Genomic DNA, 16,509 nt, shown 5'->3' on the forward strand with positions numbered 1-16,509 from the left:
CCTTGTCGGGGACGGGCGAGTCATCAGGGCCCCGCGTGTACCTGGCACGCCCACAGGCTGGGCGTCCGGGGATAGGTGTCGCGCAGGGTGCGTACGGCGCGGTGCAGGGCTTCGGCCGTGCGGGCGACGTCCAGTGTGCCGTCGCCCCTGTTGAGGGTGTCGTACACGCTGAGCGCGACTTCCGCCCCGATCACGTCGTCGACGTGCCACAGGGAGCCGACGACATGGGGGAAGCCGGCCATCTGGAAGGCGCTGACGATGTGGACGGCCTCGTCGGCGAGTTCGGGGCTGGTGCGCAGGGTGTCGCAGGCGGACAGGTAGGCGAGCCGGACCGACGGCAGCCGCAGTCGGGCCAGGTCGCGGACGGTCAGCGGGCGTTCGCTGTGGTCGTGCAGGACGAGCCGGCTGCCGGAGGCGCGTTCCAGGTCGCCCAGGGCGTGGCAGGCGAAGTGGGCGTAGGCGTGGCGGGGCAGGGCAGAGACGACCGCGGAGTGTGTGGCGGAGGCATCCGCGAGCAGCGTGGCTCGGGGGAGCAGTCGGGCCAGGTGGTCGGCCTCGCGGCGTGCGCCGGGGAGCGGCGCCTGTCCGGTGGCCTGCGCGACGCTGACGACGAGGGTTCCGGTGCCCGTCGGGCGGGCGGCGCGTCGGCGGGCGTGGTGCAGGGCGCGCAGGGTGGGCGTGTACGAGGAGACCACCCGGTCCAGGGCGCCCGGAGCGGTGCCCGCGGGCGCCGCCGCGTGCAGCGGCAGCGTGCCAAGGAGGCCGCCGGGCGACCACCACACGCGGGTTGCCGCGGGGAGGCGGTCGAGGACCGGGCCGGTGACCGCCTGCCACAGCCAGGCGAGGGTTTCCCGTACGTCCTGCTGCGCGCGCTGCGACTGTTTGCGGGAGATCCCGGGTGCCTCGATGCGGGTCAGCGCGTCCTGGAAGGTCTGCCGACGTGTCGCCGTCGTCCGTGGATCGAGACCCGGGAGCGGAACGGCGTCGATGGAGTGTTCGGCGACGACCAGGGCGTCGCTGCCGTACGGGGAGACGTTGACCAGGACCACCGGGCCCGCCGCGGCCGTGGCGCGCAGTTCGTCCTCGTCCCAGTCCCGCACCGGACGCAGCAGGCCGAGTTCGGGGTGCTCGGCGCGGATCCGGGCGGTGAGGTCCCGCCACTCGGCGGCCAGCCGCTGCCGTACATCGGCGCGGGCGTCGGCGGGGCCCGACGGTTCCTCCGCCCAGAACCCCTGGCTGCCGGTCGCCGTGTCGAGGGCCTCCCGAAGCTCCTCGAAGCGGTCGGCGAGACCGGGGGCGCTCTCCCGGAGCCGCGTCAGATCGCTGTCGGCGTCGAAGGCGTGAGAGAGGATCACGCCCCTCGCCTGTTCGAGCAGTCCGACCGCGAGCCCGGGCCGGCCGCAGCGCACCGCGCAGGCAGCGGCGGCGGCGCCGAGCCCGACGGTACGGCTCAGCAGGAACTCTTGGTCGTCGCGGACGAGATGGCGGGGCGCGACCGAGCGCAGCAGATCGACCGCCACGACATAGCCGTCCAAGGCGCCGCCCCAGTCACCCAGCTCCGCTCGGACCTCGCCCCAGGACCGGGCCGCGTCCAGGCGCAGGACCGGCGCGCACTGCTCCTCCAGGGCCGCTTCCTTGAACCGCTCGGCCGCTTCGACCAGGGCGGCTTGGCGGCGACGGCGGCGGGGTCCCAGGTCGCGCAGGACGCCGCCGAGGTTCGACAGGCGCTGCGTGCGTGTGGGGTGTCCGGGAGGGGTGGCCTCGACCGCCCGGCGGTACAGTGCGACCACCTCGTCCCGGGCGGCCGACGAGAGCAGGGTGCGGGGGCTCAGGAGCCGGGCGCCCGCTGCCACCGTGAGGGCACCGGGCAGGTAGGGGGAGTTCGGGGGCAGCGCCGAGATCACCGCGTCGGTCAGCTCGCGGGCCTCGCGGGCCTCGTCGATCCGCATCGTCTTCGAGACGCGGATCATCAGGGCGGCGGCGAGGTTGTGGCGGCGCCGGGGCAGCGCCGGGTCCTCCTCCGGGGTGAGGGCGAGCGCCTCCCTCAGGAGCCGTACCGCTTCGTCGAGCCGGGCCACGGGGTCGGGGACACGCTCGAAGCCCGCGATGAGGCTGAGCCCGGTCGAGCTCAGCAGCGCCGCCCGGTGCGCCGAGCCCATGCCGGGCAGTTCGAACACCCGTCGTCGGCACTCCTGGGACTCCCGCAGGTCGTCGCCGTCCTCAGTCAGCAGGTGCCGCAGACTCAACGCGGCGCCGAGGTTGAGCAGCCGCAGTCCGAGCGACCCGTGCCCCTCCCGGGTGAGTGTCGCCGACTCGCGATGAGCCAGCACGGCCTCGTTCAACTCCTCAGGCTTTCCCGAGCGTTGATAGCAGGCGACAAGGACCAGGCCCATGTCGTCCAGCGCTGCGGGACGATCCGGGTGGCCCGGCGGCATGAGCGACTCGGCGTGCCGCAGTTGGCGCAGGGCCTCGTCCAGATCCGCCCCGTTGGCCTTCGGGTCGAGCAGGTAGCGGTTGTACAGGGTCATCGCGGGGGCGATGAGCGGCAGTTGCGGGCCGTCCGCCGCCTCCTCGGAGGCCAGGGAACGGTCATGGAGGTCGAGCGCCCCGTCCAGATCGGCCTGGGAGCCGGTCGCGACGGAACGGGCGCGCAGAGCGTTGCCCAGTGCGTTGCGCAGGGCTCCGGTCTCTCCTGGATTCCTTGGCGCCCGCAGGGCCTCGGTGAACACGGCGATCGCCTCGTCCAGATCCGCCACGCGGCCGGTGTGGTGCGCCCTGAGAACGAGCGCCATCCCCAGGTCGTGGCCCGTCACCGCGGGCTCCTTCGGGTGGCCCGCGACAGCACGGCGGCACACGTCCACCGCCTCGTCGCACTCCTCTGGCGTCGCCCCCTCCACCTGCCGCAACAGGACGAGCGCTGCCCCCAGGACGCTGAGGCAGTGGGGCAGATGGGGGTCGCCGGGCGGCAGTTGGGCCCGTACGTCCCGCGCGATGCCCACGGCCTCGTGCAGGTCCTCGGCATCGTGCGAGTCCAGGTAGCGGTCCAGGAGCCGACGGCCCAGACCGGCGAGAACGAGGGGCCGTTCGGGGGAGTCGGCCGGGATCCGCTTGAGGGCACCGTGGACGAACCGGACCGGATCAGCGTCCGCCAGATCGCCGAACGGCCAGGTCGCCCCCGCGAGGGTCACGATGGCCGCCACGCCTCTGAGCCGGCCCGGGAACCAGGGGTCGTACTCCGGTGTCGCGAGGACGGCGAGGCTGCCGAGCCCGATCACGGTGGCGAGCCGGGCCTCGTGCGAGAGCGGCATGGCGGCCAGCACCACGGCCAGCTCGTGGAGTCGGCGTACGGCCTCGGAGGCGTCCGGCGGAGGGTTGTGCTGCCGCCCCTCGGCCACGATCTCGAACGCGGCGACCTGGGCCGCCCACTCGTGGGGGCCGTCCGCGTCCGCCGGGTCGGGGTGCACGGCGGGATCGTTGGACGCGTAGCTCGCCGCCAACTCCGGAGGTACCAGACCCGGGTCGGCGACCCACACCGGGTAGAGCAGCGTCCCGGACATGCACCCGTGGACGGCGCGGTCATCCCCCGGGTCGGCCATCGCACGGGCGGCGCAGAGCCATCCGGCGGCGTGCCGGGCCTCCATGTCCGTCCTCGTGTCGCAGGTCCGTAGCAGTCCCCGCAGTTCGGCGTCCGCGACTGGACCGAACACCACGTCCGCGTCCACGCTGCCGTCCGCCGTCTCGGCCCGGTCGAGGCGCACACGAACCGCCTGGAGGAACCACTCCCGGTCGTACCTCACGCCTGCGCTCCCCCCAGCCGTCGCCTCCGACGGCGCGTCAACTCATCCTTAACTCTGCCTGATTTACGGCACACTTGGACCATGACTGCATCTCCCGACCTCCCCCCACCCGACCGCAGGGCGGCAGCGGCGCTGTGCGCGCTGCTCGGCTCGCCGGAGGGCCTGCGGCAGCCCGGGGTCCGGGAGACGGCCGAGCGGGCACGGGACTTGCTGCGGTCAGGCGCGGGCTCCGACGAACTCGACGCCTGCTTCCGTGCCCTGGACGTGCTGCTGCGCCAGACCGGGGACGCACGCGGCCTTGTCAACGATGCCCGGGGCGGGGAAGCCCCCGGCATCACGCCCCACATCAAGGTGGCCGTATGCCCGGGACCGGCCCAGTGCACCCGCGTCGCACGGGCCCGCGACCTGCTCCCTGCCCCGCACTGCGCCGTCAACGACACCCGCATGCGCAAGGGCCGACTGGGCCCCGCACAGTGACCCCGCCCGCATGAATCCTCTCCTCGCCACTCTGGGCGGCAAACTCACCGAACGCTGGCTGAACCTGCTGGTCCTCCCCGGCGCCCTCTTCCTCGCCGCTACGGCCGTCGGCACCACCCTGGGACACCGTCACTGGAACGACATCGACCGGCTGCGCACCACCCTGGACGACCTCGCCGCCCGCCCCGCCCTCGACCGCACCGGGACCGCCGCACTCCTGGTCGCCCTCGTCCTGCTCACCGCGACGGCGGCCTCACTCGCCGCGCAGTTCCTCGGCGGCGTGATCGAGCAGTACTGGCTGCGCTTCGCCCGCGATCCGCTGTCGCACGCTCTCGTCGACCGGCGCAGGCGGAAGTGGGGGCGCCGGGAGCAGGAGCTCGACGCGGCCTACCCCGTCACTCGCACCGATACAGAAGACGGCGACGGGGTGCCGACCCCGGCCGCGACCTTTGCACAGATCCAGGCCCTCACCGACGCCCGCAACCGCGTAGCGCTGCGCAGACCCACCCGCCCCACCTGGTACGGCGACCGCATGCAGGCGACGGCAGACCGCGTAGAGGCCGCCTACGGCGTGGACCTCGCCGCTCTCTGGCCCCGCCTGTGGCTGATCCTCCCCGAACCGGCCGTACGCCACATCCAGTCGGCGCACGACTCCTTCAGCGCCGCCGCCCGCCTCGCCGCCTGGGCCGTGGGCTACGCCTTGCTCGCCTGCTGGTGGTGGCCGGCCGCGCTGATGGCTGTCGGCTGCGCAGCGGTCGCCCGCTCCCGCGCCCGCGGCGCCCTGGACGCGCTCGCCGGGCTCATCGAGGCCGCCGTCGACGTCCACGGCAGAGAACTGGCCGGGCGAGTCGGTCTGATGGGGGCGGACTCGGCGGGGCTGCTCGGGCATGAGGCGGGGGACCGGATGTCGGAGCTGTTCAGGAAGGCCGAGTGAGGGCGGTGAGCGCCCAAGCCATGCGCTCACCGCTGGGACTGCGCCCGGAGGTCGCCAAGCGCTGCTCCCCGCAGTAACGCAGGGCCGTCCGTTTCGTATTCTGTGCGGCTGGAGCGGAATCCGGGGACGGGGAGCGGAAGCTGATGGCATTCGGGCGTAGCAGGCGGGACGAGCCTTTTGAGGCGGTGCACTGGGACGAGATCACCCAGTTCACGGTGGGCAGGATGATGCGGCACACGTTCCGTAAGTCGAAGCGGAGCGAGGGCGCGCACGCGGTCCGGTTCATGAGGGCACGCGGGGGTGATGAGTACATGGTCCCCGGCGTCTACATCGTTCCCGAGGAGCCGTCCCGAACGCTCTCGAAGGGTGGTTTCCGGCTCTTTGAGGACGAGGACAGTCGCCAACTGCTGTGTACGGTGCTCCCGGACGGCTCCGACCGCTACCGGGTGGCGGACGCCACCGGACAGGAAATCGGCTCGGTCCGCCGCACTCCGGTCAGCAAGCGGCTCACCCAGCAGGGCCTGTGGATGGAACAACCTGGGCATCCAGCCATCGTGGCCCCGCGCGACTGGGCGAGGGGCGGCCCGCGGGCGTCCCTCGGGCGCGGGGTGGGCCACGTCGTCGACGGCGTCGTTGACACTGTGCTGTCCTTCGGGGCCGACGAGGGGTCGGACACCAGGTCAGGCGTCAAGCCGGTGGTCTGGGTGGTGGGCGCAGAGGATGCCGGGGAGGAAGGGGTGGACAGGGAGTACGGGGAAGAGGTGTTGGTCTTCCCGCGCAGCACCGAGAGCACGCGCTGGTACTTCGTCAAGCAGGGTGGCTGGCTGGACAAGCGCCTCGCCTTCGCGCTGGTGGTGCTGCGCGAGAGCGACACCTTCGGCGCCGACCGCCGCTGACCGACCTCGGCCCCGGGCATGCCTGCCGCGGGGGATGCGCCCGGCGGCGTTCAGCAGTCGGTCACCCGATGTGCAGCTGTCCAAGTACACGCCCCGCTTCGGCCCGCGCCGCAACCAGCGCCGCCAGGGCGCCGCCGTCGGCGAATGCGGGCCCCGTCCGCGTTGACGGAGCGGCAACGGGCTCGACCCGGACATCGGTTCTGAACCTGGAGGCAGCGTCGTGCAGGGTCTGCAGGATTTCCAGCGCCCGGATGTAGAGCTGCCCGATGAAGACGCTCCAGGTGCCGTCGGCATGCCGCCGTCCCTGCTGCCGTGCGGGCTCACTTCTCGGCCGCGGGCCTGGTGTCGGGGGAGAACAGGAATGAGATGCGTTCCATGACGCGCTGGCGCTTGGTGTTCTGGAAGGCGGCGATGCGCCATGTGCCGTCGGCCTGGCGGACCAGTGTGTAGGTGGCGTCCTTGGCGAAATGATCGCCGTACGCGGTGGCGTCGTGCCGGGCCCACGCATCCTTCATCGAGCGCAGGGTGTGGCAGACGGCCCGCTGGTCGTCGGCGGTCGCGGTGCCGGCCGGGGTGGCGGTGGCCCGCAAGTACCTCAGTGCGGTGCTGCTCCACAGCCATGCGAGCGCCCGTGCCTGCGGGCTCGGCGCAACCGATCTGTACGCGCTGAACATCCTGCGGCTGACGGGTGCGATGACCCCGGGTGAACTGGCCGCGCGCACCGGTCTGACGACCGGGCCGACCACTCGACTGATCGACCGCCTGGAGCAGGCGGGCTATGTGCGCCGCGTTCCCGATCCCGTCGACCGGCGCAAGGTGACCGTCGAGCCGGTCGGCGAACCAGCGGACCTCGACCGCGTCATGGCCTCCGCGCGCCAGAAGATCGGCCAGATCCTCGGCGGGTACGAGCCGGAGCAACTCGACGTCCTCTTCGATTACTTCGCCCGTGCCGCCGAGGCGTATCAGGAAGCCGCCGAGAAGCTGCGTGATCAGTGAGGTGCAGGCGCGGCTTTGCATGTGTCTTCAACTTCCGTCCCGGAGACGATCTTTGATCGACGCGGGCCGTTCTGCTGCTATCGGTAGGGACGGATATCAGAAGCTGCGCAACGCCTCGAAGCGTACGAGCCAGGCTGACGGAAGGCCGGGGCGTCTGGTCTACGGCGTACCCGGTGGGGTATGCCGTAGACCAGCTGGCGTCGGTTCAGAGCAGTGCGTGCGGGTACTGTTCGGCGCGGTGCTGGAAGGCCAGGACCGCGGGGTTCTGGACGGTGCCGCCGCGGATCTCGATCGCCCGGCGAATCGTGCTGTCACCGTCCCAGCCGTCTGGCCCTTCGAGGACCGGCCGCAGGAACGGGATCAGCGCCTCGCTGTTCTCCCAGGTGGCCGCATCCCACAGGTAGGAGGGGCTGTGGTCCACGGCGTAGTAGTGGACGCGGTCGCCGACGGTGAACATCGGCTCGTTGAAGGTGGTGGGCCGAGCCCAGGCGAAGCCCATGCCCTCGTCGCAGGAGACGTCGACGACGAGGGTGCCGGGCTCGAGCTTCGGCAGGTCCTCCTCTATCAGGAACATCAGCGGCGCCGCGGTGTCCTGAAGCACGCAGTTGACGATGATGTCGTGCGCGGCGAGGAACTCGGACAGCGGTTCCGGGCCGTCCGCAGTGAGCGCGATACTGCGCCGCGGGTCGAGGGTGTCGTCGGCCGCGTCGTGGTCGAAGCGCACGATCCGTGCCGAGTGGATCGGTGAGCCGACGGCTGCGGTGCCGCGGGCAGTCAGCACGTCCACGTTGTGAACCCCCAGCGCGCTGAGCGCGGTCACCGCGCCGCGGGCAGTGGCGCCGAAGCCGATCACCACCGCACGCCGCCGACGCCCGTAGTCACCGGTCGCCCCGGTCAGCTGCATGGCATGCAGCACCGATGAGTAGCCGGCCAACTCGTTGTTCTTGTGAAAAACGTGCAGGCTGAACCCACCCTCCCGGGTCCAGTGGTTCATCGCCTCGAAGGCGATCACCGTGAGCCTGCGGTCGATGGCGGCCTGCGTGACCTTCTCGTCCTGCACGCAGTGCGGCCATCCCCACAGCACCTGCCCGTCCCGCAGCTCCGCCAGATCCTCGTGCAACGGTTTGGCCAGCAGGATGACGTCACACTCCGCGATCAGCTCCTCGCGTGAGCGGAAACCGGCTACCCACGGTGCGAGCTGACGGTCCGGAACACCGAAGTGCTCTCCGTAACCGGTCTGCAGATAGATGCTGGGCTGAAGGTCGACGTCGATGCGTTCGAAGTGCGCTGGGTGGATCGGCAGACGATGCTCGTTCTCTTTGCGGGTCTGCGACATGATTCCGAGCTTGAGCTGCTGCAAAATACCCCTTTGATTATTACCTGTCTAACACACTCCGGAGCGCGGGGACTTGGTCGGCCGTTCTCCTCTGGGCCGGGCGCCCTGACGGGCACCCAACCCAGGCACCTTCAGCTGACAAGCCCGGGAACGCCGGTCCGGGCTGCCGTCTGCGCCACCCTCGCCGGCCGGACGCTGTCACGGGACGGTCGCGGTCGGTGCGGGCTTCGGCCGACGAGGGCCCTGCATCTTCTGAGGGAGGGCGGCTCTGCGCCCTCCAATGCCGACCGAGTCTGTGTGGTCCTTTGGACCGGACCAGGTACACGGCAAGTTCGATCCACCATGTCCTGCTGATGCGCTGTCTCACCCAGGCTCCCTGCCGCCGTAGCGTGACCGCCCCGTCCGAGGTTTCAGCGCCTCGCTTGCCCGGCACGGTAGCGATGCGGAGCCGTGGATGGCGGGAAACAGATCCAGTTGCCCATCGCGGCGGAGGCAACGCAATGGAGGCGGCCGAGTGGGCAAGCCTGCGCGTCCCGGCCGGCCGGCGGGGCCACCCGCTCGAACAACTCCCACAGGGCTTCCGGCGGCTACCGCTCTTGGCGGGTGGGAGTCGAATGCCCGCCCTGGCCGGGTGGGGTGCGTGGATGGCTTCAGGCATGCAAGGTGGGCCGGTAGATGAGTTCTTGGATGTTGCCGTCGAGTGTCCGGCTGTCGAGCAGTTCGAGGTCGAAGTCGGCCGCGCCCTGGAAGACCGGGTGATCGCCGGTCTGACCGGTGATCACAGGGAAGAGTGTCACCTGGACGCGGTCGACCAGGCCCGCGGCCATCAGCGCCCGGTTCAGCGACAGGCTGCCGTGCGAGCGCAACGGCACCTCGGACTCCTTCTTGAGCCGGGCGACCACGTCGGCGGCGTCACCGCTCGCGACGGTCGCGTCCGGCCAGTCGAGAGGCCCGTCCAGGGTGGACGACACCACCGTCGCAGGCAGGTGCATCATCCGCGTGACCCAGGGGTCACGCCCTGACTCCTCGAAGGCCGGGGTCAGTACCTGCGCGAACGCCCGAAAGGTGTTGGCCCCGAAGATCATCCTCTGCTCGGCCTCGTACAGGGAGAGGCGGTGGTCGAGCAGTTCGGGGCCTTGCTTGCCCCAGTAGCCGCCCCAGTCGGGGATGCTGGGGCGGCCGTAGCCGTCGAGAGTGGAAAAGACGTCAAAGGTATAGGTGGCGGTCATGACGCTCTCCTCGGCTGCTGTGGTTGAGCGGGTACGTGGATTTAGACGGGACGTCACGGCGAAACTCATCGCTGTTTTGACGGCAGACGTGGAAGAAATTGTTGTGCTGAGGGGTGTTCGTCGAACGGGAGGCCCGGCCGCCGCAGTTGTACGCGTTGCGAGTGGCAAGTTATTGAGAGTCGAGGCAGGGGCATCATCTCTCGCCGGGTAACTGGTGCTTGGAGCAGGAGACTTGGCAGTCCGGCATCGAGGGGTGCTGTCAGTGGGCTCTGCGATGGTGTGCGTCATGGATGAAGTCGTGGAACGTGTTGATGCACGGGACCGTGTGCTGGGGCCAGTGAGTCGGAGAGACGCCGTCCGGGAGGGCTGGCTGCACCGGGTTGCCGTGGTCGTGTGTCATGACCGGCAGGGTCGGATCTCTGTCCATCGGCGGGCTGAGCAGGTGCCCCGATTCCCGGGGTATTACGAGGTCGGAGCCGGTGGAGCCGTCGGAGTCGGGGAGTCCTACGAGCAGGCAGCTACCCGTGAGCTGGGCGAGGAGCTGGGAGTGTCGGCGGCGGTGCGCTTTCGGTTCAAGTTCCTTAGCCGAAGCGGGCTGAGCCCTCACTGGCTCGGAGTGTGCGATGCCGTCGTTTCGCAGGCTGTCATACCGAACTCCAATGAGGTCGCCTGGCACGGCTGGCTGAGTGAGTCTGACCTGCCGCGGATCCTTCAGGAATGGACTTTCACCCCCGATAGTCCAGAGCTTCTGGATCGGTATTTCGCTCGTCGTGCTGATAGGACGCCTGCGCAGTGACTGTGTTCTTGAGCTGGGTCAGAGGGCTGCGGTGTCGGTTGTTCCGAGTTCTCGTGGGGTAGGGGACCGGTCGGCGCTGGTGTTGTCCGCGAGTCGTGCAGCGGGGGCGGGCCGCCGATGACCGCCTCGCGGTCGTCCTCAACGGTTTCTCGCTCGCCGTCTGTGAGGTTGAGCTGTTCGAGCATTTCGTCGATGCCGCCCCTAACGGCCAGGTGCCCTCGTAACCAGCACGACTGGATACATGACTGCGTATGCGTACATGACTGCGTACATGACTGGACAAACATCGAGTTCAGCCGACAAGCCGCAGGTCGGGCCGGTCCCTGAGCTGCCGACGGGAGTTGATGCCCAGCTTGCGGTAGATACTGCGCAGGTGAGCGTCCACGGTGCGTGGGCTGATGAACAGCCGGGAAGGCACCTCTTTCGATGTCGCGTCCGTGGCGACCAGCCGCGCGATGTGCAGGTCCTGCATGGTGAGCTGGTCGCGAGCGTGATCGGTGCGGCTGCGCGCGGTCTGTCCCGTGGCGCGCAGTTCGCCTGGAGACTCCGGTGCCCAGTTCAGTCGGGTGCTCACCGAAGACCATGAGATCGGCGGAGCTCCGCTGGCCGCCGGCTCACGGGGCGCGCTGCTCTGCGCCTCCGCCAACCGTGACGAGCGCCATTACGCGAACCCGACGCGCTTCGACATCACCCGCCGCCCTTCGGACCACCTCGCCTTCGGGCGGGGAGAGCGCGTGTGCGTCGGAGTGCACCTCGCCAGGCTGGAAAGACGCTGCGAGCGACGGCTTCGCTGCGAGCGGCGGATTCCTGGCTTCCGGAACACCACATTGTTCATCTACATGACTGTAGATTCAAGCCAACTTCCGATGCCCCACCGGCCGGAAATAGTCGCTCGGGAGCGGCGCTCAGGGCTGTTGACACCTCGTTACCTCTGGGGATAAGTCGGGTTTTCAACTGTCGGCCGGACGGCGCCGACGTCTGTCGGCGCGCTGTCGAAGTCCGGACATCGAGCCTGGTGGCGGGGGCATATCGGATGGTTGTCGCTGTCGCGCGCGGGCGCTCACCCGTGAAAAAATCCCCGGATTCCCGGCCGTGTGGAGGGCGTATCCGCGCGGGATCTGGGGGGTGATCACGGTGATAGCATCCCCGCATTCGTGATCTTGATCCACTCGTCCCGCGCGCCTCTTTGCGATGCGCCCCCTGTGTGTGCATCGCCTGTCGGGCGATGCTCTGGGCCGTGTGGCCGGCCCTGACGAAGTGCATCTGTCGCTCACTGCCGGCCATGCGCCGAGAAAGGTTTCCATGACACAAGACGCACTGGTGTGGTGCCTGGTTGTGATTGCGGCGATATCCGTCGCCGCCGTCGTGGCCCTCACCGCCCGCAGTAGAGCCCTCGCGGCGAAGAAGCAGCAGACAGAAGCTGAACTGCGCCAGCAGTTGAGCACTCTGAACGGCCAGCTTCACGTCTCCCGCGTCGAGTTGCAGAGGATCTGGGACGAGCGCGACGGCGCCATCCTGGAGGCGAAGGAAGCAGCAGAGGAGAACACCAAGGCGGTCCTCAAGGGCGCCGCCAGTTTCCTGCAGAGCCTCGCGGCCGAGCAGACCACGCTGCTTGACGGTGTTCAGCGGCGCTACGGAGGCCACGCCGTCCTCAGCGACCTCCTGGACGTGAACCACGCCAACGCCCAGATGGCGCGCAAGGCCCAGGGCATCGCCGTGATGTGCGGCGCGCCCCTCGGCCGGCGCAACAGGGCGGCCAGTGTCTACGACGTGGTGCGCAGCGCCCAGGGCCAGATCCGGAACTTCAACCGGGTCGCCATCATGCAGCAGACCGGTCTCGCGCTGAAGGCGTCCGCGGTCGCGCCCGTCGCACTCGCCGTGGCCGAACTCCTTGACAACGCTGCCAGCTTCTCCCAGCAGGACGCGCCGATCGAGGTGACCTTCCAGCGCATCCAGAACAACCTGTGCATCGTCATCGACGACGCCGGTGTCAGCATGGGCGACGAGGACCGGCAGCGGGCGACCGCGCTGCTGTCCGGCACCGACGTCCCCCGCTTGTCGCAGCTCGGCAACCAGCCCAAGTTCGGTTTCCCCGTCATCGGCCTGATTGCCCGTCAGTACGGCTTCAAGGTGGATGTCACCGGAGTCTCGCGGTACGGCGGTGTCCGCGCCGTCGTCCTGCTGCCCGAGGAGCTGTGGACCATGGAGGATACGCAGCAGCCGCAGGCCGCGGAGGCGCCTGTCAGCCCCATCCGCAGGACCGAGCCGCCCGAGCAGATCGACCAGGCTCAGCAGGCTCAGCAGGCTCAGCAGGCTCAGCAGGCCCAGCAGGCCCAGCAGGCCCAGCAGGCCCAGCAGGTCGAGCAGGATGAGACGCCTGCCGCGCCCCCCAGGCGCACGGTGCACGGTCTGCCGAAGCGAGGAGCGCGCCAGTCGCCGGTCGCGAGCGTGCCCGACGCCGCTGCCCCCCGGCCCGCGTTCCCGGCCGCCGGGGGAGTGCCGCGTACCGCGGGCCGCGGCCTGGGCGCCTTCCAGAAGGGAACGATGTCGGGCCGCAACCTCGACACAGAGCCGGCCGAAGGGTCTGAAGACGAATGACCGCAGACCTGTCCTGGATGCTCCAGGACATTGTGCAGAACGTGCCCCGGGCGCGGCACGCAGTCCTGCTGTCCGCCGACGGCCTTCCCCGCGGCTCCACGGAGGGTCTCGGCCCCAAGGACGTGGGAACCATCTCCGCGGCCATGGCCGGTATGCAGTCCCTCAGCCGGGCCACCGCCCACTTCGCCGGTACGGCGAAGGACGGGCAGTGGAGTCAGACGGTCATCGAGTTCTCGCACGGCTGGATCTTCCTGATCGGGGCCGGCCAGGGCGCCTACCTCGCTGCGGCCGCCGAGCCCGACGTGGACATGCAGCAGATCTCCTTCCGCATGCACCGGCTGGTGGCCAGGCTGGGCAACAACCTCACCTCGGCGCCCAGAATCCAGGCGGACGAGGCTCCGGCGGGAGAGTCCGCCGATGCGGCCCGGCACGAGGCCACCGGTGGATCGGGTTTCGTGCTGCCCGCCCTGGACCGGGCGGTCGCAGACGTACGAGGCGCCCGGCATGCCGTGCTCCTGGGCGGCGACGGACTGCCGCGCGGGGCGACCGCGGGGATGACCCGGGACCTGGCGGACACCATCTCCGCCGCCATGACCGGCATCCACGCTTACAGCAGGGTGACGGCACAGTTCGCGGGTGCCGTCGAGGACGTCGCGTGGCAGCAGACGGTCATCGAGTTCTCGCACGGCTGGATCTTCCTGATCGCCGCCGGCGGAGGTGCCTTCCTCGCCGCGGCCGCCGAACACGACTGCGACATCGAGGAGTTCACCACCCGGCTCCACGAAGTGGTGCCCGAACTGACCGCGCAGTCCGCGCGCGGAGGGGGAGCCGGCGATGTCTGAGGACCCGGACGAGGGACTGGAACTGACCTCCCCGTTAGTGCCACTCTTCGTGATCACGAACGGGCGAGCCCTGCCCCCGGACCACCAGTACGAACACACCGCCCTGGTGACGGCCGTCCGCGACGCCGAGACAGCCGTGCGCGCGCTGTCCCCGGAAGCGCGCACGGTCATCGACCTGGTGGCCAACGGATTCCTGTCCGTTGCCGAAGTGGCCGGGTACACCCACCTGCCGCTGGGCATCGTGCGCATCCTCCTCGCGCAGTTGGAGGAGGGCGGCCTGATCCTCGTCAGAAAACCCATACCGCGCGCCGAACGGGTCGACAGAGAACTGGTCAGCGCCGTCCTCAATGGCCTGAAGAACCGATTCGGAGCGTGACTCTTGTACCTGGATCCAGATGTCTCCCATGCGGTGAAGATCCTCATTGTGGGGCACTTCGGGGTCGGGAAGACCACCTGCATCGGCGCCCTCTCCGAGATCGAACCGCTGCGGACCGAGGAGGAGATCACCGAGGCCAGCGTCGGCTTCGACGACCTTTCCGGCACGCCGAACAAGACGACCACGACCGTGGCCATGGACTTCGGCCGCCTCAGCCTCAGTGACACCCTCGTCCTCTACCTGTTCGGCACACCCGGGCAGGAGCGCTTCAAGGAGATGTGGGAAGAACTGTCGCGCGGCGCCCTGGGCGCGCTGGTTCTCGTCGATCCCGAGCGCCTGGACGAGTCGTTCCCCGTCCTTGACCTCGTGGAACGGTTCGGCCTCACGTACGCGATCGGCGTCAACCACTTCGACGGCACCGTCGACTACCCGCTCGACGAAGTGCACGAGGCGCTGAACCTCTCGCCGGAGACCCCGGTCATCAGATGCGACGTACGCGACGATCAGTCCGCGGCGCAGGCACTCATCACCCTTGTCCAGCACCTCATGTCCCTGCTCGCCTAGGGCCTGTCCGGCGGACCATGCCGCGGGCGCGGGGTCTGGTGCGCACATCTGCGGCGTTGTCCTCCCTCACCATCGCTTCGCGATGCCTCAGTCGTCCGCCTCGCAGCCGCACGCACCAGACCCCGCTGCCAGCACCGACAAGTGACCGTCACCCACACGCGGCCTGATCCGCCGGACAGGCCCTAGGAGCCCCGGAATGCAACAGCCCTCAGAGACCTCGTACATACCGCCGGGCTGCCCCGCGCACGAGAACCTTCACCTTTACGGTCCCTCGTTCGGAGCCGACCCCGACGGTCACTACGCGCACCTGCGCGCGGCCGGTCCCAGTGCCCCCGTGGACATCGCCCCTGACGTCCAGGTCGAGCTGGTCACCAGCTACGACGCGGCCCTGCACATCCTGCACAACCCCGCGTCCTTCCTGCGCGACTCCCGGCGCTGGAACGCGCTGAACGAGGGTCGCGTCCCGGCCGACAGCCCGGCCCTGCCGATGATGGGCTACCGCCCGAACGCCCTCTTCAGCGACGGCGCGTCCCACGCCAGGCTGCGTCAGGTCGTGACCGACAGCCTCGCCACGGTCGACGAACGCCAGCTCATCCGCCTCACGCAGCAGTCCGCCGACTACCTGATCAGCCAGTTCAGCACCGACCCCGGCGGTCAGACGGATCTGATGTCGGCCTACGCCCAGCCGCTGCCGCTGCTCATCTTCAGCCACCTGTTCGGCTGCCCGCCCGAACTCGGTGACCGAGTGATCGCCGGGATCAGCGGCATCTTCGAGGGCACACCCGGTGCCGACGAGATACTGGGCGGAGCGCTCGCCGAGCTGATCGCACTCAAGCACCGCCATCCGGGCGCGGATCTGACGACTCGCCTGATGCAGCACCCGGCCGGGCTGAGCGACGAGGAGGTGCTGCACCAGCTCGTGACGCTGCTGTCCGGCGGAACGGCACCCCTGGCGGCCACCATCGGCACCAGCAGCGCGCTGTACCTGGACGAGCAGTGGCAGACCGGCCTGCCGGTCGAGGGCGCCGTCTCCCAGACGCTGTGGAACTACGCCCCGATCGCCAACTACGCGGCCCACTACCCGACCCACGACGTCGAACTGGGCGGCAGGACGATCCGGGCCAACGACCCGGTGCTGATCTCCTTCGCCGCGGCCAACACCGACCCCAAGCTGAGCGTCCACCGTGAACAGCTCAGCGCGAAGGCGCACCTGGGCTTCGGCGCAGGGCCGCACGGCTGTCCCGCCAAGGATCCGGCGTTCATGATCGCGGTCACCGCCGTCGAGTCGTTGCTCAAGCGGCTGCCGGATGTCGAGCTGAGCCGGCCGTTCGCGGCGCTCGCCTGGGTGCCGTCGCCGTGGAGTCGCTCACTGGTGACGCTTCCCGTCCGTTTCACTTCGCGAAGGATTCCCTTTGCCGCGGGCGACTTCAGCCAGCAGCAGACGGCGCCCGGCGCCCAGCCGCCGGTCGCTCCCGCGGACGCGCTGCTCGCGCGGGGCGGCCAAGCAGATTCCGCTTCCGCCGCTCCGAGGCAGCGCAAAGGGGGCCTGTTCAGCCGATTCGTGGCATGGACGAGAGGCGAGTGATCTAAGTAACTTCTTGAGGACAGTGGGTTATTGGATGCTTGAACGATCTTGTGGGTATCCATGGCGGCTGATGCTCAGAAAGG

At 69.7% G+C, this 16,509-nt stretch carries 15 protein-coding genes and 1 pseudogene; 11 read left to right on the top strand and 5 right to left on the bottom strand.

Annotated elements, in window-relative coordinates:
• Positions 1-23: 23 nt before the first annotated feature.
• The gene (locus ACZ5CR_RS05215) at positions 24-3,797 is read right to left on the bottom strand and encodes a CHAT domain-containing protein (RefSeq protein ID WP_468853699.1); all 3,774 of its coding nucleotides are present in this window, start codon (positions 3,795-3,797) and stop codon (positions 24-26) included.
• A gap of 81 nt (positions 3,798-3,878) precedes the next feature.
• On the opposite strand from ACZ5CR_RS05215, the gene ACZ5CR_RS05220 reads away from it, so the two are divergent.
• From ACZ5CR_RS05220 to ACZ5CR_RS05230, 3 genes are all read left to right on the top strand, one after another.
• Positions 3,879-4,274, top strand: a complete 396-nt coding sequence (locus ACZ5CR_RS05220) for a hypothetical protein (RefSeq protein WP_468853702.1) — start codon at positions 3,879-3,881, stop codon at positions 4,272-4,274.
• Positions 4,275-4,284: 10 nt separating this feature from the next.
• The gene (locus ACZ5CR_RS05225) at positions 4,285-5,208 is read left to right on the top strand and encodes a hypothetical protein (protein ID WP_468853705.1); all 924 of its coding nucleotides are present in this window, start codon (positions 4,285-4,287) and stop codon (positions 5,206-5,208) included.
• Positions 5,209-5,351: 143 nt separating this feature from the next.
• Entirely contained in the window at positions 5,352-6,104 is a 753-nt protein-coding gene (locus ACZ5CR_RS05230) for a hypothetical protein (RefSeq protein ID WP_468853707.1), read from the top strand.
• Positions 6,105-6,424: 320 nt separating this feature from the next.
• Here ACZ5CR_RS05230 and ACZ5CR_RS05235 read toward each other — a convergent pair whose 3' ends face one another.
• Entirely contained in the window at positions 6,425-6,619 is a 195-nt protein-coding gene (locus ACZ5CR_RS05235; RefSeq protein WP_468853709.1) for a hypothetical protein, read from the bottom strand.
• Between the two features lie 10 nt (positions 6,620-6,629).
• On the opposite strand from ACZ5CR_RS05235, the gene ACZ5CR_RS05240 reads away from it, so the two are divergent.
• Positions 6,630-7,100 carry a MarR family winged helix-turn-helix transcriptional regulator gene (locus tag ACZ5CR_RS05240; RefSeq protein WP_468853712.1) on the top strand — a complete coding sequence of 157 codons (471 nt, stop codon included), beginning with the start codon at positions 6,630-6,632 and terminating at the stop codon, positions 7,098-7,100.
• A 205-nt stretch (positions 7,101-7,305) separates the two neighbouring features.
• Here the strand turns inward: ACZ5CR_RS05240 and ACZ5CR_RS05245 are convergent, their stop codons facing one another.
• A complete protein-coding gene (locus tag ACZ5CR_RS05245; RefSeq protein WP_468853713.1) occupies positions 7,306-8,460 on the bottom strand; it encodes a N(5)-(carboxyethyl)ornithine synthase in 1,155 nt (384 codons plus the stop codon).
• 626 nt (positions 8,461-9,086) lie between these two features.
• Complete coding sequence (locus ACZ5CR_RS05250; protein WP_468853715.1) at positions 9,087-9,665, bottom strand: dihydrofolate reductase family protein; 579 nt, start codon at positions 9,663-9,665, stop codon at positions 9,087-9,089.
• A 286-nt stretch (positions 9,666-9,951) separates the two neighbouring features.
• On the opposite strand from ACZ5CR_RS05250, the gene ACZ5CR_RS05255 reads away from it, so the two are divergent.
• Positions 9,952-10,461, top strand: a complete 510-nt coding sequence (locus tag ACZ5CR_RS05255) for an NUDIX domain-containing protein (protein ID WP_468853717.1) — start codon at positions 9,952-9,954, stop codon at positions 10,459-10,461.
• A 292-nt stretch (positions 10,462-10,753) separates the two neighbouring features.
• On the opposite strand, the pseudogene ACZ5CR_RS05260 reads toward ACZ5CR_RS05255, so the two are convergent.
• Positions 10,754-10,996 (bottom strand): annotated as a pseudogene (locus ACZ5CR_RS05260) (LuxR C-terminal-related transcriptional regulator); the annotation flags it as partial.
• A gap of 31 nt (positions 10,997-11,027) precedes the next feature.
• Between ACZ5CR_RS05260 and ACZ5CR_RS05265 the strand changes: the two are divergent.
• The 6 genes from ACZ5CR_RS05265 (at position 11,028) to ACZ5CR_RS05290 (ending at position 16,426) form a co-directional block, all read left to right on the top strand.
• Positions 11,028-11,402, top strand: a complete 375-nt coding sequence (locus ACZ5CR_RS05265) for a cytochrome P450 (RefSeq protein WP_468853719.1) — start codon at positions 11,028-11,030, stop codon at positions 11,400-11,402.
• Positions 11,403-11,763: 361 nt separating this feature from the next.
• On the top strand, positions 11,764-13,059 hold the full coding sequence (locus ACZ5CR_RS05270) for an ATP-binding protein (protein WP_468853721.1): 1,296 nt from the start codon (positions 11,764-11,766) through the stop codon (positions 13,057-13,059).
• A 17-nt stretch (positions 13,060-13,076) separates the two neighbouring features.
• Entirely contained in the window at positions 13,077-13,901 is an 825-nt protein-coding gene (locus tag ACZ5CR_RS05275) for a roadblock/LC7 domain-containing protein (RefSeq protein WP_468853907.1), read from the top strand.
• Complete coding sequence (locus ACZ5CR_RS05280) at positions 13,894-14,277, top strand: DUF742 domain-containing protein (protein ID WP_468853723.1); 384 nt, start codon at positions 13,894-13,896, stop codon at positions 14,275-14,277. Before ACZ5CR_RS05275 ends, ACZ5CR_RS05280 begins: the two co-directional genes overlap by 8 nt.
• 3 nt (positions 14,278-14,280) lie before the next feature.
• Complete coding sequence (locus tag ACZ5CR_RS05285) at positions 14,281-14,841, top strand: GTP-binding protein (RefSeq protein ID WP_389917050.1); 561 nt, start codon at positions 14,281-14,283, stop codon at positions 14,839-14,841.
• 196 nt (positions 14,842-15,037) lie between these two features.
• Positions 15,038-16,426, top strand: coding sequence for a cytochrome P450 family protein (locus ACZ5CR_RS05290; protein ID WP_468853725.1), 1,389 nt, complete (start codon positions 15,038-15,040; stop codon positions 16,424-16,426).
• Positions 16,427-16,509: the final 83 nt, after the last annotated feature.

This window comes from Streptomyces sp. NPDC031274, assembly GCF_055570235.1.

Bases quoted from the DNA above. Each gene is read 5' to 3' on its own strand.
- ACZ5CR_RS05270 (WP_468853721.1), top strand. From the start codon at position 11,764: ATGACACAAGACGCACTGGTGTGGTGCCTGGTTGTGATTGCGGCGATA.
- ACZ5CR_RS05250 (WP_468853715.1), bottom strand. From the start codon at position 9,665: ATGACCGCCACCTATACCTTTGACGTCTTTTCCACTCTCGACGGCTAC.
- ACZ5CR_RS05275 (WP_468853907.1), top strand. From the start codon at position 13,077: ATGCTCCAGGACATTGTGCAGAACGTGCCCCGGGCGCGGCACGCAGTC.
- ACZ5CR_RS05235 (WP_468853709.1), bottom strand. From the start codon at position 6,619: ATGAAGGATGCGTGGGCCCGGCACGACGCCACCGCGTACGGCGATCAT.
- ACZ5CR_RS05230 (WP_468853707.1), top strand. From the start codon at position 5,352: ATGGCATTCGGGCGTAGCAGGCGGGACGAGCCTTTTGAGGCGGTGCAC.
- ACZ5CR_RS05290 (WP_468853725.1), top strand. From the start codon at position 15,038: ATGCAACAGCCCTCAGAGACCTCGTACATACCGCCGGGCTGCCCCGCG.
- ACZ5CR_RS05225 (WP_468853705.1), top strand. From the start codon at position 4,285: ATGAATCCTCTCCTCGCCACTCTGGGCGGCAAACTCACCGAACGCTGG.
- ACZ5CR_RS05255 (WP_468853717.1), top strand. From the start codon at position 9,952: ATGGATGAAGTCGTGGAACGTGTTGATGCACGGGACCGTGTGCTGGGG.
- ACZ5CR_RS05220 (WP_468853702.1), top strand. From the start codon at position 3,879: ATGACTGCATCTCCCGACCTCCCCCCACCCGACCGCAGGGCGGCAGCG.
- ACZ5CR_RS05280 (WP_468853723.1), top strand. From the start codon at position 13,894: ATGTCTGAGGACCCGGACGAGGGACTGGAACTGACCTCCCCGTTAGTG.